Origin of the sequence: Glutamicibacter sp. NPDC087673 (genome assembly GCF_044743255.1) — a bacterium.
GTDB lineage: Bacteria > Actinomycetota > Actinomycetes > Actinomycetales > Micrococcaceae > Glutamicibacter.
This window is the reverse complement of sequence record NZ_JBIUWB010000003.1, coordinates 418,354-432,616: the sequence shown is the minus strand read 5'-3', so window position 1 is coordinate 432,616 and position 14,263 is coordinate 418,354. Positions and strand designations below refer to the sequence as shown.

Genomic DNA, 14,263 nt, shown 5'->3' with positions numbered 1-14,263 from the left:
AGTCATCCGCAACCAGCATGGGGGAGAACTACGTGCACCGCATATCCAAGAAGGCCCCGGGAGTCCTGGCCGCCGCCGTCATCGCCGCGAGCCTGTCGCCGCTAGCCGCCGCCGCGGACCCGGGGGAGTACTTCGAACGCGAGGCCACCTACCCGGTCTACCAGAACCACCCCGACGGCGCAGCCGCGGCCACCGCCGCGGAAATCTCCACCGTATCGGCGGACGGCAACACGCTGATCTACTCCGATGCGCTCTCGCGCAGCGTCGGCTTCCTGGACATTTCCAACCCTGCCGCACCGAAGGGCCTGGGCCTGCTGGGCCTGCACCAGCTGGGCAGCGCCGAGGACGAGCCCACCAGCGTGGCCGCCCACGGCGACTACGTGTTCGTGGTGGTGAACACCTCGGCCAGCTACAGCGACCCCTCGGGGCGGGTGGATGTGGTGCGGATTGCCGACCGCACGCTGGTGCACAGTTTTGCACTGCCAGGCCAGCCCGATTCCATCGCGCTGTCCGCCGACGGCGCCTACGCGGGCATCGCCATCGAGAATGAACGCGACGAGGATGCCGGCGAAGGCGCGCTGCCGCAAGCCCCGGCCGGAACGATCGCCATCATGGACCTGCAAAGCGCGGACCCGGCCGGCTGGAAGCTGCGCGAAGTCCCGCTCACCTCCGGTTCCCGCACCGAACCGATTGCGCTGCCGCTGCTGGCCGCGGCCGGTCTCGACACCCCGCAAGACCCCGAGCCCGAGTACGTCACGATCAACGAGAAGAACCAGCTGGCGGCAACCCTCCAGGAAAACAACGGCGTGGTGCTGGTGGACCTGGCCTCGGGCGGGATTACCGGCGCCTTCAGCACCGGGACCGTGGACCTGGCGGGGATCGATACCGAAAAGGACGGTGTGCTCGATCCCAGCGGGGAGCTGAAGGGCGTGCCGCGCGAGCCCGATGCCATCGGCTGGATCCAGGACCGCTATCTGGCCACGGCCAATGAGGGCGACTGGAAGGGCGGCAGCCGCGGATTCACGATCTTCGACTCCGCCACCGGCGACGTGGTGTGGGATGCCGGCAATAGCTTCGAGCACCTCGCGCTTTCCCAGGGCTTGTTCCCGGAGCAGCGCGCAGGCAAGAAGGGCGTTGAGCCCGAGGGGCTGGCCATCGCCGAATTCGGCGGCGTGGACTACGGATTCATCGCCGCCGAACGCGGGAACTTCGTGGCCGTGTACGACCTGTCCGAACCATCCAGCCCGCGCTATCTGCAAAGCTTGCCGACCACCAACGGCCCGGAAGGGATCTTGCCGATCCCCGGGCGCAACCTGCTGGCCATCGCCTCGGAAACCGATGAGGGCCAGGTGCGCTCGGCGGTGTCCCTGTACTCCTTCGGCGCCGCCGCGCCGCAGTTCCCGCAGCTGTCCTCGGATGCCGCCGATCCGGTGCCTTTCGGCGCGCTCAGCGGCCTGTCGGCCAACCCGGCCGATGCTTCGCAGCTCTTCGCGGTCAGCGACAACGCGTACCAGCCGCGCATCTACACCCTGGAAACCGGGACCCCGGCCACCGTTGAATCCTCGATGGCGGTCACCTCGGCCAGCGTCGACCTGGATCTGGAAGGCATTGCCGCGCGCGCGGACGGCGGATTCTGGGCCGCCCATGAAGGGGAAACCGGGGCGGACAACCTGCTGGTGCGCATCGACGCGGCCGGTGCGGTGCAGGAAGAAATCGCGCTGCCTGCACTTTCGGGGTTGGGCAAGCACGGGCTGGAAGGCATCGCCGCGACCGGCTCCGGGAAGCAGGAAGAAGTGGTGTTCGCGGTGCAGCGCGAACTGCCCGGCGAGGACGTCGTCCGCCTGGGCAAATACCTCCCGTCCACCGGCGAGTTCAGCTGGTATGGCTACCAGCTGGACCCGGCAGCCGAAGGCGCATGGCATGGCCTGTCGGAAATCACCGCGCTGCCCGATGGCTCCTACGCGGTGATCGAGCGCGATAACCAGGTGGGGCCGGACGCCAAGCACAAGGCGGTCTACCAGTTCCGGCTTCCGCAGGCCCAGGCAGGAGAAGTGCCGCTGGTGCAGAAGAAGCTGGCGGCCGATGTGCTGCCGGTCCTGCAGGAAACCAGCGGCTGGACCCAGGAGAAGCTGGAGGGGCTGGCGGTAGCCGATGGCCAGGTCTACGTGGTGACCGATAACGATGCGGTGGATGAGGCCACCGGCGAGACCGTCTTCGCGAACCTCGGTGCGGTGGAAGAGGTCTTCGAGCTGGCCGGCCAGGCACCAAGCGACGCGCCAGGCGAAGAACAGGGTGAAGACCAGGGCGAAGAGCTAGCCGCGGAACCAACCCGGAACCCCTCGCCGCAGCCGAGCGGGGAATCGCACGATCCTTCGCAGGTCCCGGATCCGACCCGGGAAGCTGGCCAGTCCCAGGCGCCGCAGGCCGCGGATCCAGCCCAGCCGGAAGCCAGCGAACACCTCGCCGATACCGGTGCGAACAGCTTCTGGCTGATTCCGGTGGGCGCGGTGATCGCGCTGCTCGGCGCCGCGGCGGCCCTCAAGACCGCACGGGCCCGGGCGAAGTAGGCCGAGCGGAAGGAACCAGGAAAACAGCGAAGGCGTGGCACCTATGCAGGTGCCACGCCTTCGGTATTGACAGCTAGTTCTTCTTCTGCGAAATCACGACCGCGGCCACGACGGCGATGATCAGCGAGATCACCAGGAACTTGCCGCCATTGCCGGACTTCTTGTCCTGGGCGGCGAGGTTCTTCTGCGCGGCCTGCACAGCGCTCTCCACCGAGGCGCGGGCACGCTTGGCGGCCTTGGAATTCCCGCCGACATTCTCGATCAGGTTGGCGCCGGCCTTGCTGATGGCTTCGGTGTTGACACCGGAGACGGCCTCGTTCCAGCCGCCACGGATTTCCTTCGGCAGCTCTTCCTTGGCAGCCTTGGCGAGTTTCGCCAGCGACTTTTCAACTTGCTTCAAGCTCTTGGCAGTCTTCGACATGTTGTTCCTCTCTGATGGACCTTGAGTCTGGTGGACCTTGAGGTCTCAGCTCCCAGCCTAGCCAGCCGGGGGTGGGCACTCAAGGCCGCGCCGTTGCGCTGACTGCGAACTGGGAATTTACTGGGAGGCTGCGGGCGGGCGCAGCTTGCGAATGCGGGTCCGCAGCGCGCTGAGCAGGCACAGCAGCATCAGTATCGCCGCGATCGAAAGCACCGTGGCAAACCCGGGAGAGGTGGCGTGGCCGGTGTAGCGGTCCACGATGATCCAGCCGATCACCCATAGCGCGCCGGCGTTCAGGTAGATCCCCATGGGATTCTTGAAGCTCACCGCGCTGAGGAACAGCGCCAGGAGCAGCACCGACAGGGCGCAGGCGCCCTTGAACATCAGGGAGCTGGCGTCGGCCCCGGACAGGGCGGCGAAGGCGACAGTTTCGGCCAGCACGATCACCGAAAGCCACCCGGTGAACAGCCCGAAACTGGCGCGGGTAATCCACCGGTCCACTTGCTGCAGGGCAGGGGTCTTGCCGATCATCACCACGATGCGGATCAGCAATGCCAGCAGGAGCAGGCCGAACACCAGCGAAGTGCCGATGCGGTCGCGCTCCAAGAACGCCACCCACAGCGCATTGCACAGCACCGCGCCGAGCACCCAGGGGCGCAGCCGCCGATGGAACCCGGTGCGTTCTTGCGGCAGGCATTGCCAAATCGCATAGAACGCCACTGCGGCCATCAGCCCGAACCAGGGCAGCTGCCCGATGCGCGGCACCGAGGTGACGGTGGCGTCCTGCCCCATCCACCCGCCGGCGAGTGTTTCCAGCCCGGCGGCGGAAAGCACCGCCCACGCCGCCCAGCCCAAGCCGAGCAGGATGATGGCGGCATAACCGCCGGTAACCAGCCTTCTTTTCACGATTCCGAAGGTACCACGCCGCAAGGGTTAAAACCGTTCGCCACGGTTAGAGTGGAGCCATGACAGATCTTTGGGTACGCCGTGCCATTTCCCTGCTCGACGCTGACGCGAACCGCAGCGCCGACACCCACCTGCATCGCTTCGAACTTCCCGCCCACTGGGGGATCGAGCTCTATTTGAAGGATGAGTCGGTGCACCCCACCGGTTCGCTCAAGCACCGGCTGGCACGCTCGCTGATCCTCTACGGGCTGGTCAACGGGAAGATCGGCGAAGGCACCACGCTGGTGGAGGCCTCCAGCGGATCCACGGCCGTTTCCGAAGCGTACTTCGCGCGGATGCTGGGGCTGGACTTCATCGCGGTGGTGCCCAAGTCCACCAGCGGCGAGAAGATCGAGCTGATCGAGTTCTACGGCGGGCGCTGCCACCTGGTGGACGCGGCCGGCCAGGTCGATGAGGCGGCCCGCGCGCTGGCGGCCGAAACCGGCGGCTACTACCTGGACCAGTTCACCTATGCCGAGCGGGCGACGGATTGGCGCGGGAACAATAACATTGCCGAGTCGGTGTACGCGCAGATGGCCGCCGAAACCCACCCGATCCCCAGCTGGATCGTGGTCGGTGCCGGGACCGGCGGCACCAGCGCCACCTTCGGGCGCTATGCGCGCTACAAGCGGCACGAAACCAGGATCTGCGTGGGCGATCCGGAAGGCTCCTCCTTCTACGAGGGATGGCGTACCGGGGACATGGGCTACGCGACGGGGCAGGGATCGCGCATCGAGGGGATCGGCCGGCCCAGCGTGGAACCGAGCTTCGTGCCCGGGGTAATCGACCAGATGGTGCAGGTGCCCGATGCCGCCTCGCTGGCAGCCATGCATTTCCTGCGCGCCAAGACCCGCTACTTTGCCGGCGGCTCCACCGGGACCAACCTCTATGCGGCGTTCGGGATCATCGCCCAGATGCTCGAACGCGGCGAGCAGGGCTCGGTGGTGACGCTGATCTGCGACTCCGGCGAGCGCTACGCGAACACCTATTACAATGAGCAGTGGGTGGCCGAGCAGGGCCTGGACCTGGAGCCCTACGCCGCGCAGCTGGAGCGCTTCATCCAGACCGGGGCCTGGAGCTAGCTGCCACGCAGGGCGGGCATGAGCCCGGCCCGCTTCTTGCGCTGGTGCACCGAGAAGTAGCCCAGGCCCGCTTCGCCGGCCACGAAGCGCCGTTGGGAGCGGGCGGGCAGGTAGATGATGTCGCCGATGGCCAGCTCGATGGATCCGCTGGCGGTATGCAGCACCCCGGAGCCGGCGAAGACGTGCAGCACCACGTCCAGCTCCGGGCCCTGGTGCTCCCCGATTTCCCCGGCCGGGGCCAGCGAGATCACGTTGGCGTCGAGGTCGCGCTGCCCGGGTTCCAGCTTCCAGATCGCTCCGTTGGTTTTTCCGGCGGCCAGCTCGGTGGTATTGGCCATGCGGCGCGGTTCGGGCATCGTCTCTCCTTGAAGTTCTCTGCTGCAGCTTCCAGCCTATCCAATGGCGGGCAGCGCCCCGGTCCACCCGGCGGTGACGCGGTGCGTGCCGAACTGAGCCAGTTGGCCACGCGGCCGCTCATCCTGGCCATGACACTGGGAACGCTGTTCAACGGGGGCACCTTCGCGGCGTTCACCTTCATCGCGCCGGTTGCGGCTATCACCGCCGGCGTGGCCGAGGGATGGGTTTGGGCCGCGCTGGTCCTGTTCGGGCTCGGATCCTTTCTCGGCGTAACCAGCGCAGGGCGGCTATCGGATCGGCGACCGGGCCTGGTGCTCTTCTCCGGAGGACCGCTGCTGCTGGCCGGTTGGGTCGTGTTGGCTTGGACCGCGTCGCATCCCATGGCGCTGCTCTGCCTTGTCTTCATCCAGGGTTTCCTGATTTTCGGCGTCGGCAGCACCGTGATTGCGCGGGTGCTCTACGCGGCCTGGGCATTGGCGGCGGCCGCTCCCTTGGCCATGCTGCTGAGCCGGCGCATGCTGTTGGATACCACGGCTGGCTCCCATCGATGATCCGCCGCGGCGCGCTTCGCCCACAGGCCCCGGGACGCCGGGAAAGAAGGCGCGGTGGACCTGGGTGGACCGGTGCGGGGTAGCCGGCGTTGCCCGGTAGGCAGCGCTCGTTGCGTGCGCCACCTGCCGGTGTGTTGGGAGGAACCTTCGGCAGCGTCAAAAACCCATGACACAAGGTGGCTGGCGCAGTAGGGTGAAGAATAGACCCACTGGAAAATTGTGTGCAGGAGGAATGTTTTGCCTACCGTAGCCGACCACCTGATTGAACAGCTCGATACCCAGGGAGTGCGCCGGATTTACGGCCTTCCGGGGGATTCCCTGAACGGCTTGACCGATTCATTGCGGGAGAACGGGCGGATCGAATGGGTCCACCACCGCCATGAGGAAGCCGCTGCCTTCGCCGCGGCGGCCGAAGCCGGAATCACCGGAGAGCTGACGGTATGCGTCGGCTCTTGCGGTCCGGGGAACCTGCACCTGATCAACGGGCTGTACGACGCGAACCGCTCGCGCGTGCCGGTGCTGGCGATTGCAGCGCACATCCCTATCGAGGAGATCGGTTCCAACTACTTCCAGGAGACCCACCCGGTGGAAGTCTTCCGTGGCTGCTCGGTCTATGCCGAACAGGTTTCCGACCCCAAGCAGATGCCGCGCATGCTGCGCATTGCGATGCGCGAGGCCATCGAGAAGCGCGGCGTGGCAGTACTGGTGATTTCCGGCGATGTCGCGTTGGCTGAGATGGAACGCACGCCCACCCAGGAAATCACCAAGACCAACCCGCGGGTGCTGCCCAATGAAGACGAGCTCGAGCGCACCGCGGAGATCCTCGAAGGCTCGCGCAAGGTCACCATTCTGGCTGGTGCGGGCGTGGCAGGAGCCCATGATGAGGTGATCGCGCTGGCTGGCAAGCTCGGCGCGCCGATCGTGCATGCGATGCGAGGCAAGGAGCATATCGAGTACGACAACCCCTTCGATGTGGGCATGACGGGCCTGCTGGGTTTCGCTTCGGGCGCCAAGGCGATTGCCGAATGCGACGTGCTCCTGATGCTGGGCACCGACTTCCCCTACCAGCAGTTCTACCCGCAGGACGCGACCATCATCCAGGTGGATATCCGCGGCGAGCAGATCGGCAAGCGCACCCGGGTGGACATCCCGCTGGTGGGCACCGTGAAGGACACCGCGGCGGCTCTGGATGCGCTGCTGCCGGTGCAGACCCACCGCAAGCACCTGGAGACAGCGGTGGAGCATTACCGCAAGACCCGTACGAAGCTCGACGAGCTCGCCACGCCCTCCAAGCCGGGTGCTGCAATCCATCCGCAGTATCTGGCCCGGCTGATCGACCAGCACGCAGATGAGGATGCGATTTTCACCGCCGATGTGGGGTCCCCGGTGATTTGGGCAGCCCGCTACCTGACCATGACCGGCAAGCGACGGGTGCTCGGCTCCTTCAACCACGGTTCCATGGCCAACGCACTGTGCCATGCCCTGGGCGCCCAGGCAATTGACCGGCAGCGCCAGGTTATCGCCTTCGCCGGGGACGGCGGATTGGCCATGATGCTCGGTGAGCTGCTGACCGCCACGCAGAACAAGCTGCCGATCAAGATCGTGGTGTTCAACAACTCCTCGCTGAATTTCGTGGAACTGGAAATGAAGGCCGCCGGGTTCGTCACCTACGCCACCGATCTGCACAACCCCGACTTCGGGGCCGTGGCTACCGCCTCGGGGCTCAAGGGCTACCGGGTAGATGATTCGGCGCAGCTTGAAGCCACGGTGCAAGAATTCCTGGCCCATGACGGTCCTGCGCTGCTGGATGTGGTGACCGACCGCCAGGAGATGTCGATGCCACCGGAAATCAAGTTGGAACAAGCCAAGGGATTTGCCTTGTATGCCATACGCACCGTGCTCTCCGGGCGTGGCGACGAGCTGCTGAATCTGGCTAAAACCAATTGGCGGCAATTGTTCTAGTCCTTTTATGCCTATGCTTGTTGCTGGTGCCCTTGGCACCAGCAACACGTTTGTGACATCAAGAAAGTTGGCGCTTTGGCTTCGCAACCTGCCGCTACCCACGCGGCCACCATCGAGGATTTCACCCGCAACCTGGCTGCTGTCAACCAGAAGATCGCCGCGGCGGCGCTGGCTGCCGGCCGCGACGCTGGCTCGGTTCGGCTGCTGCCGGTCACCAAAACCATCGATTTCGAGCGCTTGGCATTGGCCATTGCTGCCGGTGTGGACACGCTGGGGGAAAATAAGGTCCAAGAGGCCCAAGGCAAGTACGAGCACTTCTGCGAGGATTTCCCGCACCTGCGTTATGCGATTATCGGTCCCTTGCAGACCAACAAGGCGAAGTTCGTGGCGAAGTTCGCTGATGAATTCCATGCCTTGGACTCGCTGAAACTGGCACAGACCCTGCAACGCCGTTTGGAGGCAGAGGATCGGACGCTTGAAGTCTTCATCCAGGTCAATACCTCCGGCGAGGAAAGCAAATCAGGCATCGAAGCTGCTGGGGCAGCGGACTTGCTTGGCGGGTTGGCGCCGCTGGATCGGTTGACGCCAGTGGGCTTGATGACCATGGCCGCAAATACCAAGGACGAAGCATCTATCCGTGGCAGCTTTGCGTTGCTGCGCGAAACCCGTGACCAATTGCAGCAGGATGCTCCTGAAAGCTTCCAGCACCTGTCCATGGGCATGAGCGGAGACTACGAGCTGGCCATCGCCGAGGGGGCCACCGTCGTGCGTGTAGGCCAGGGAATCTTCGGTGCCCGCACCTACCCGGCCTAAGACGCTTCTGCGTCGCCACTGAGCTTCGTTGCAAGGGCAGCTGGCAAATCGCCAGCTGCCCTTGCTGCGCGTTCTCCACAGCCGGTCGTGCGTCGGCCAAACTGTGGGTGCCAGGGGCGACACTACATGTAGTGGTGCACACCGTGTACCCCGAACTACATGGAGGGTGCAGAACACGCCGACGAACATCTCACAAGAAGAATTTTTAACCCACAGCGGACTTCTGCCAACCTGTGGACAAAGGTCTCGAGTCCGCGAGAAATCGCGGTTTAAACGGGGGTTAATATCCACAGTTCCTGTGGACGTTGCCGTGGATGAATGACATACTTGTAATACATCATGTTGTGGCCGCTTGACCCGCCAAACACAAGATGTAGTATTGAACCCGTCGGTGCGGCTCGCACCAGAAGCACCTCGAAACAGTGGTTTTGAGGCATCCGAGAGGATGGCTAGGACTTTTCCGAAAATCCGGGATCTTAGCCGAAACAAAGACTTTTTAAAGGGGATCAGGGACATGGCCATCACGGTTTACACGAAGCCTTCCTGCGTTCAGTGCAACGCTACGTACCGCGCGCTGGATAAGAAGGGTGTCGAGTACAACAAGGTAGACATCTCTCAGGATGCGGCAGCCTTGGAGCACGTTCGTGGCTTGGGCTACATGCAGGCACCAGTCGTAATCACCGATGACGATCACTGGTCGGGCTTCCGCCCAGACAAGATCGAGCTGCTGGCTCCAGCCAACTAATCAAGAATTCCATCCGCTAGCTTGTAGTGGAGGCGAAAAGCAATGTCACCTGCAGCGCTTGCCGATAGGCAAAATGCTGAGGCCCAGGAACCGCTGGAACTCACCGATTCGAAACTGATCTATTTTTCATCTGTTTCGGAGAACACCAAGCGTTTCGTGGACAAACTTGAGATGGATGCCGCACGGATTCCGGTCTATGCGACCGAACCGCAGCTGATCTCAACTGCACCATACGTGCTGCTCATACCCACTTATGGCGGAGAGCGTGGCAAGCGCTCGATCATGCCGCAGATCATGAAGTTCCTGCGGCATGAAGCGAACCGCGTGAATCTTCGCGGCGTGATCGGTGCAGGGAACACAAACTTTGGCGAGTACTACTGCATTGCGGCAAAACGCATTGCCGAGAAATGCAACGTACCCGTGCTTTACACATTCGAAATTATGGGAACCTCAGAAGACGTTCTCAACGTCAAAGAAGGGCTTGAAACCTTTTGGACACCAGCGTCGCAGAACCGGCAGCAACGATGAATAGCTCAAAGGAGCTCCCAGCCCAGTTCCAGGGCTTGAGCTACAACGACCTCAACGCCATGCTGAACCTTTACGGACCAGATGGAAAGATCCAGTTTGAGGTGGACCGCTACGCGGCTCGCCAGTACTTCTTGGACCACGTGAACAACAACACCGTGTTCTTCCATGACCTCGATGAGAAGCTTGAATATCTGGTCAAGCACGAGTACTACGAGCGTGAAACCCTCGATCAGTACTCGATGAACTTCATCCGGGATTTGTTCAAGCACGCCTTCGGCAAGAAGTTCCGTTTCGAAACCTTCTTGGGCGCCTTCAAGTTCTACACCTCGTACACGCTGAAGACCTTCGATGGCAAGCGCTACCTGGAACGCTACGAAGACCGCGTATGCATGGTTGCCCTGCACCTGGCACGTGGCGATGAAAAGCTGGCCATGCACCTGGTCGATGAAATCATTGAAGGCCGCTTCCAGCCTGCCACCCCAACCTTCCTGAACGCCGGCAAAGCACAGCGTGGCGAACTCGTCTCCTGCTTCCTGCTGCGCATCGAAGACAACATGGAATCGATTGCCCGCGCAGTCAACTCGTCGCTTCAGCTGTCCAAGCGCGGAGGTGGCGTTGCCCTGTCGCTGACCAACCTGCGTGAGCACGGTGCGCCGATCAAGCAGATCGAGAACCAGTCTTCCGGCGTCATCCCGGTGATGAAGCTTCTTGAAGATTCCTTCTCCTATGCAAACCAGCTCGGTGCACGCCAGGGCGCAGGTGCCGTTTACCTGAACGCACACCACCCGGATATCTACCGCTTCTTGGACACCAAGCGCGAAAACGCTGATGAGAAGATCCGTATCAAGACCCTGTCCTTGGGTGTTGTTATTCCGGATGTCACCTTCGAGCTGGCTCGCAAGAACGAAGACATGTACCTGTTCAGCCCGTACGACGTCGAGCGCGTCTATGGCGTACCGTTCAGCGAAATCTCCGTCACCGAGAAGTACTACGAGATGGTAGACGACGCTCGGATCAAGAAGACGAAGATCAGCGCCCGCGAGTTCTTCCAGACCCTGGCCGAGATCCAGTTCGAGTCCGGTTACCCGTACATCATGTTCGAAGACACCGTGAACAAGGCCAACCCGATTGCCGGCCGCATCACCATGTCGAACCTGTGCTCGGAAATCCTCCAGGTTTCCTCCGCTTCGGAGTTCTCTGACGACCTGAGCTACAAGACCGTCGGCAAGGACATCTCCTGCAACCTCGGTTCGATGAACATCGCCAAGGCCATGGACGGCAAGGATCTGGCTACCTCGGTAGACATCGCCATCCGTGCCCTGAGCGCAGTCTCGGACATGTCCTACATCGCCTCGGTTCCTTCGATTGCTGACGGCAACAGCAAGTCGCACGCCATCGGCCTGGGCCAGATGAACCTGCACGGCTTCCTGGCCCGCGAGCACATCTACTACGGCTCCGAAGAAGGCATCGACTTCACCAATATCTACTTCTACACGATCCTGTTCCATGCACTGACTGCATCGAACAAGATCGCCATGGAGCGCGGCGAGACCTTCGATAACTTCGAGAACTCGAAGTACGCCTCCGGTGAATTCTTCGACAAGTACACCGAGCAGGAATGGGCTCCAGCTACCGAGCGCGTCCGCGAGCTGTTCGATGGCATGCAGATTCCTACCCAGGAAGACTGGAAGGCGCTGAAGGCTTCTGTCATGGAGCACGGCATCTACAACCAGAACTTGCAGGCAGTTCCTCCCACCGGTTCGATCTCGTACATCAACAACTCGACTTCCTCGATCCACCCGGTCGCAGCGAAGATCGAGATCCGCAAGGAAGGTAAGATCGGCCGCGTTTACTACCCGGCTCCTTACATGAACAACGAGAACATCGACTTCTACGAAGACGCTTACGAAATCGGCTACGAGAAGATCATTGACACCTACGCTGCCGCAACCCAGCACGTAGACCAGGGCCTGTCGCTGACCTTGTTCTTCAAGGACACTGTCACCACCCGTGACATCAACAAGGCTCAGATCTACGCATGGCGCAAGGGCATCAAGAGCCTGTACTACATCCGCCTTCGCCAGCTTGCGCTGGAAGGCACCGAGGTTGAAGGCTGCGTTTCCTGCGCACTGTAAGACCTTGATCCATTGACCGGTTAGCCGGGCAATGGCATCACGCAACAGCTGCCGCATGGTTTCGTCCAACGGCAGCTGTTGCATATCAAAACGACCTCAGATCGTGTCAGCGATCTGACAATAACTTGGGGCCTTGCTGTACAGGTGGCGTTCGAAAGAACGGTAGAGTTGTAAGCAAAGTTCTTAATACGATTTAGCTTTTCGATGAGGGGCAATGACCGAGAAGATTCAGCTCACCAACAAGGTTGAGGCAATCAACTGGAACCGTATCCAGGACGACAAGGACGTAGAGGTCTGGAACCGTCTCGTCAATAACTTCTGGCTGCCGGAGAAGGTGCCGCTGTCCAACGACATCCAGTCGTGGGGAACCCTGACCGAAGACGAGAAGCTGCTGACCATGCGCGTCTTCACCGGTCTGACCCTGCTTGATACCTTGCAGGGCACCGTTGGCGCTGTTTCGCTGATTCCAGATGCGATCACCCCACACGAAGAAGCCGTGTACACCAACATTGCCTTCATGGAATCGGTACACGCAAAGAGCTACTCCTCGATCTTCTCGACCTTGGCATCGACCAAGGAAATCGACGAAGCCTTCCGCTGGTCCACTGAAAATGTGAACCTGCAGAAGAAGGCTCAGATCATTGAGAGCTACTACCACGGCGAAGATCCACTGAAGCGCAAGATTGCTTCGACCCTGCTCGAATCGTTCTTGTTCTACTCGGGCTTCTACCTGCCAATGCACTGGTCCTCGCATGCGAAGCTGACCAACACTGCAGACCTGATCCGCCTGATCATCCGCGACGAAGCTGTTCACGGTTACTACATCGGATACAAGTTCCAGAAGGGTCTGGAAAACGAGACCGAGGAGCGCAAGCAGGAGCTGAAGGACTACACCTTCGAGCTGATGTATGAACTGTACGAAAATGAAGTCCAGTACACCCACGATCTCTATGATCCGGTAGGCCTGTCCGAGGACGTCAAGAAGTTCTTGCACTACAACGCCAACAAGGCGCTGATGAACCTGGGCTATGAGGCAATGTTCCCGTCGACCGTGACCGACGTGTCGCCAGCGATTTTGGCTGCGTTGAGCCCGAACGCTGATGAGAACCACGACTTCTTCTCCGGCTCCGGTTCGTCGTACGTGATCGGCAAGGCAGTGAACACCGAAGACGAAGACTGGGATTTCTAATCTAGAAAATCTTCAGCCTAATTGGTGATGGCCAGCAGGCCTGGACTCATGCAGAGTCCGGGCCTGCTGGCATTTAAGCTGTTCCGAAGTTGACGTATCCGGCTGGGCTAACGGTACGTCAGCGGTGGACCGAGCATGAACTTGGGGCGCCTGTGGTGTTGGAACGGCCATTGGTAACTACGTGCGAACCCGGTGCGTGGACAAATGTCCCGTTTGCGCGGTGAGCAGCGGTTATGAAATCTGGAACTCGTTCTCGCAGTATCCCCATCGAGACAAGGACAACCGCCAGATCGCGGGGAATTATGGCTTGGGCGGAAGCAACCTGGCCCGCAACCGCAGATGAACGCGAACTGGCGAGATTTCGCAGGTATCGTGAGCAACAGGGTTTGACTAGCATCCACGCGAGTTCAGCCTCTTACAGCAAAAACTCCTTCGGCCACAAAAGCAGAAGAGAGCGACCTCAGCACGGCGGCCGAATAATCAGATCGCTGCATCATTATGGTTCTCTGCCAAAGCAAGAATGGGGGTCCAAATGCCTAGCTTGCCAGGCAAACTGGAGCGACTGAAACACCAATTATCGGGGCTTGGCGAGGTCTTTATTGTGCCTCCTGCTGAAGATGGATACGTATTCTTGCGGTATGCCGACTCAAAAGAGCTATACGCATTCGACTGCACTTTCGAAGAAGTGCTCAATCACGCGGTTCAATCTGGTGGCGAAGAGTTCTGGCCTCAAATGGAACCATTTGAAGCTCAAGTGGCGCTCTTCGCGGTGCACGTTATGGAAACGATCGAGACTGCGCCGGACAAGGCACGTATTTTGAGCTTTGGAGGCAGTGGTCTTGAGACAGTGAAGGGTAAGCTGCCTGCGGCAGCGATTCGCGAAAACGAGTAACTTGAGTAGGCGTAATAGCAATCTCGGTATGCTTCCACAGAAGCATGCGTCGCCGTTGCCCTATTCGAAAGGACCG

At 61.3% G+C, this 14,263-nt stretch carries 12 protein-coding genes and 1 pseudogene; 10 read left to right on the top strand and 3 right to left on the bottom strand.

Going from position 1 to position 14,263, the window contains the following annotated elements; genetic code table 11:
• The first annotated feature begins 32 nt into the window (after positions 1 to 32).
• Positions 33 to 2,567, top strand: coding sequence for an esterase-like activity of phytase family protein (locus tag ACIOTL_RS09580; protein WP_400342422.1), 2,535 nt, complete (start codon positions 33 to 35; stop codon positions 2,565 to 2,567).
• A gap of 73 nt (positions 2,568 to 2,640) precedes the next feature.
• Here the strand turns inward: ACIOTL_RS09580 and ACIOTL_RS09575 are convergent, their stop codons facing one another.
• Both ACIOTL_RS09575 and ACIOTL_RS09570 read right to left on the bottom strand, forming a co-directional pair.
• Positions 2,641 to 2,988, bottom strand: a complete 348-nt coding sequence (locus ACIOTL_RS09575; RefSeq protein WP_105658525.1) for a hypothetical protein — start codon at positions 2,986 to 2,988, stop codon at positions 2,641 to 2,643.
• Between the two features lie 117 nt (positions 2,989 to 3,105).
• A complete protein-coding gene (locus tag ACIOTL_RS09570; protein ID WP_105661401.1) occupies positions 3,106 to 3,894 on the bottom strand; it encodes a hypothetical protein in 789 nt (262 codons plus the stop codon).
• Between the two features lie 59 nt (positions 3,895 to 3,953).
• Here ACIOTL_RS09570 and ACIOTL_RS09565 point away from each other — a divergent pair, with 59 nt between their 5' ends.
• Positions 3,954 to 5,015, top strand: coding sequence for a PLP-dependent cysteine synthase family protein (locus tag ACIOTL_RS09565; protein ID WP_400342421.1), 1,062 nt, complete (start codon positions 3,954 to 3,956; stop codon positions 5,013 to 5,015).
• On the opposite strand, the gene ACIOTL_RS09560 is transcribed toward ACIOTL_RS09565, so the two are convergent.
• Positions 5,012 to 5,371 (bottom strand): cupin domain-containing protein, encoded by a 360-nt coding sequence (locus ACIOTL_RS09560; RefSeq protein WP_400342420.1) that lies wholly within the window; start codon positions 5,369 to 5,371, stop codon positions 5,012 to 5,014. The two genes, ACIOTL_RS09565 and ACIOTL_RS09560, sit on opposite strands and share 4 nt — an antisense overlap.
• A gap of 84 nt (positions 5,372 to 5,455) precedes the next feature.
• Between ACIOTL_RS09560 and ACIOTL_RS09555 the strand changes: the two are divergent.
• The 8 genes and pseudogenes from ACIOTL_RS09555 to ACIOTL_RS09520 all read left to right on the top strand — a co-directional run.
• A pseudogene (locus ACIOTL_RS09555) lies at positions 5,456 to 5,839 on the top strand (Cmx/CmrA family chloramphenicol efflux MFS transporter); the annotation flags it as partial.
• 321 nt (positions 5,840 to 6,160) lie between these two features.
• Positions 6,161 to 7,885: a ubiquinone-dependent pyruvate dehydrogenase gene (poxB, locus tag ACIOTL_RS09550; protein WP_400342419.1), complete on the top strand. Its 1,725-nt coding sequence runs from the start codon at positions 6,161 to 6,163 to the stop codon at positions 7,883 to 7,885.
• 75 nt (positions 7,886 to 7,960) lie between these two features.
• On the top strand, positions 7,961 to 8,698 hold the full coding sequence (locus ACIOTL_RS09545) for a YggS family pyridoxal phosphate-dependent enzyme (protein ID WP_105658530.1): 738 nt from the start codon (positions 7,961 to 7,963) through the stop codon (positions 8,696 to 8,698).
• 514 nt (positions 8,699 to 9,212) lie between these two features.
• The gene (gene nrdH, locus ACIOTL_RS09540) at positions 9,213 to 9,443 is read left to right on the top strand and encodes a glutaredoxin-like protein NrdH (protein WP_013349130.1); all 231 of its coding nucleotides are present in this window, start codon (positions 9,213 to 9,215) and stop codon (positions 9,441 to 9,443) included.
• A 42-nt stretch (positions 9,444 to 9,485) separates the two neighbouring features.
• Entirely contained in the window at positions 9,486 to 9,971 is a 486-nt protein-coding gene (gene nrdI / locus ACIOTL_RS09535) for a class Ib ribonucleoside-diphosphate reductase assembly flavoprotein NrdI (RefSeq protein ID WP_105658531.1), read from the top strand.
• The gene (gene nrdE / locus ACIOTL_RS09530; RefSeq protein ID WP_105658532.1) at positions 9,968 to 12,106 is read left to right on the top strand and encodes a class 1b ribonucleoside-diphosphate reductase subunit alpha; all 2,139 of its coding nucleotides are present in this window, start codon (positions 9,968 to 9,970) and stop codon (positions 12,104 to 12,106) included. Before nrdI ends, nrdE begins: the two co-directional genes overlap by 4 nt.
• Positions 12,107 to 12,320: 214 nt before the next feature.
• Entirely contained in the window at positions 12,321 to 13,295 is a 975-nt protein-coding gene (gene nrdF / locus ACIOTL_RS09525; RefSeq protein ID WP_105658533.1) for a class 1b ribonucleoside-diphosphate reductase subunit beta, read from the top strand.
• A gap of 532 nt (positions 13,296 to 13,827) precedes the next feature.
• On the top strand, positions 13,828 to 14,187 hold the full coding sequence (locus ACIOTL_RS09520; RefSeq protein WP_400342418.1) for a hypothetical protein: 360 nt from the start codon (positions 13,828 to 13,830) through the stop codon (positions 14,185 to 14,187).
• Positions 14,188 to 14,263 lie beyond the last annotated feature (76 nt).

Bases quoted from the DNA above. Each gene is read 5' to 3' on its own strand.
- ACIOTL_RS09520 (WP_400342418.1), top strand. From the start codon at position 13,828: ATGCCTAGCTTGCCAGGCAAACTGGAGCGACTGAAACACCAATTATCG.
- ACIOTL_RS09575 (WP_105658525.1), bottom strand. From the start codon at position 2,988: ATGTCGAAGACTGCCAAGAGCTTGAAGCAAGTTGAAAAGTCGCTGGCG.
- nrdH (WP_013349130.1), top strand. From the start codon at position 9,213: ATGGCCATCACGGTTTACACGAAGCCTTCCTGCGTTCAGTGCAACGCT.
- ACIOTL_RS09560 (WP_400342420.1), bottom strand. From the start codon at position 5,371: ATGCCCGAACCGCGCCGCATGGCCAATACCACCGAGCTGGCCGCCGGA.
- nrdI (WP_105658531.1), top strand. From the start codon at position 9,486: ATGTCACCTGCAGCGCTTGCCGATAGGCAAAATGCTGAGGCCCAGGAA.
- nrdE (WP_105658532.1), top strand. From the start codon at position 9,968: ATGAATAGCTCAAAGGAGCTCCCAGCCCAGTTCCAGGGCTTGAGCTAC.
- ACIOTL_RS09565 (WP_400342421.1), top strand. From the start codon at position 3,954: ATGACAGATCTTTGGGTACGCCGTGCCATTTCCCTGCTCGACGCTGAC.
- nrdF (WP_105658533.1), top strand. From the start codon at position 12,321: ATGACCGAGAAGATTCAGCTCACCAACAAGGTTGAGGCAATCAACTGG.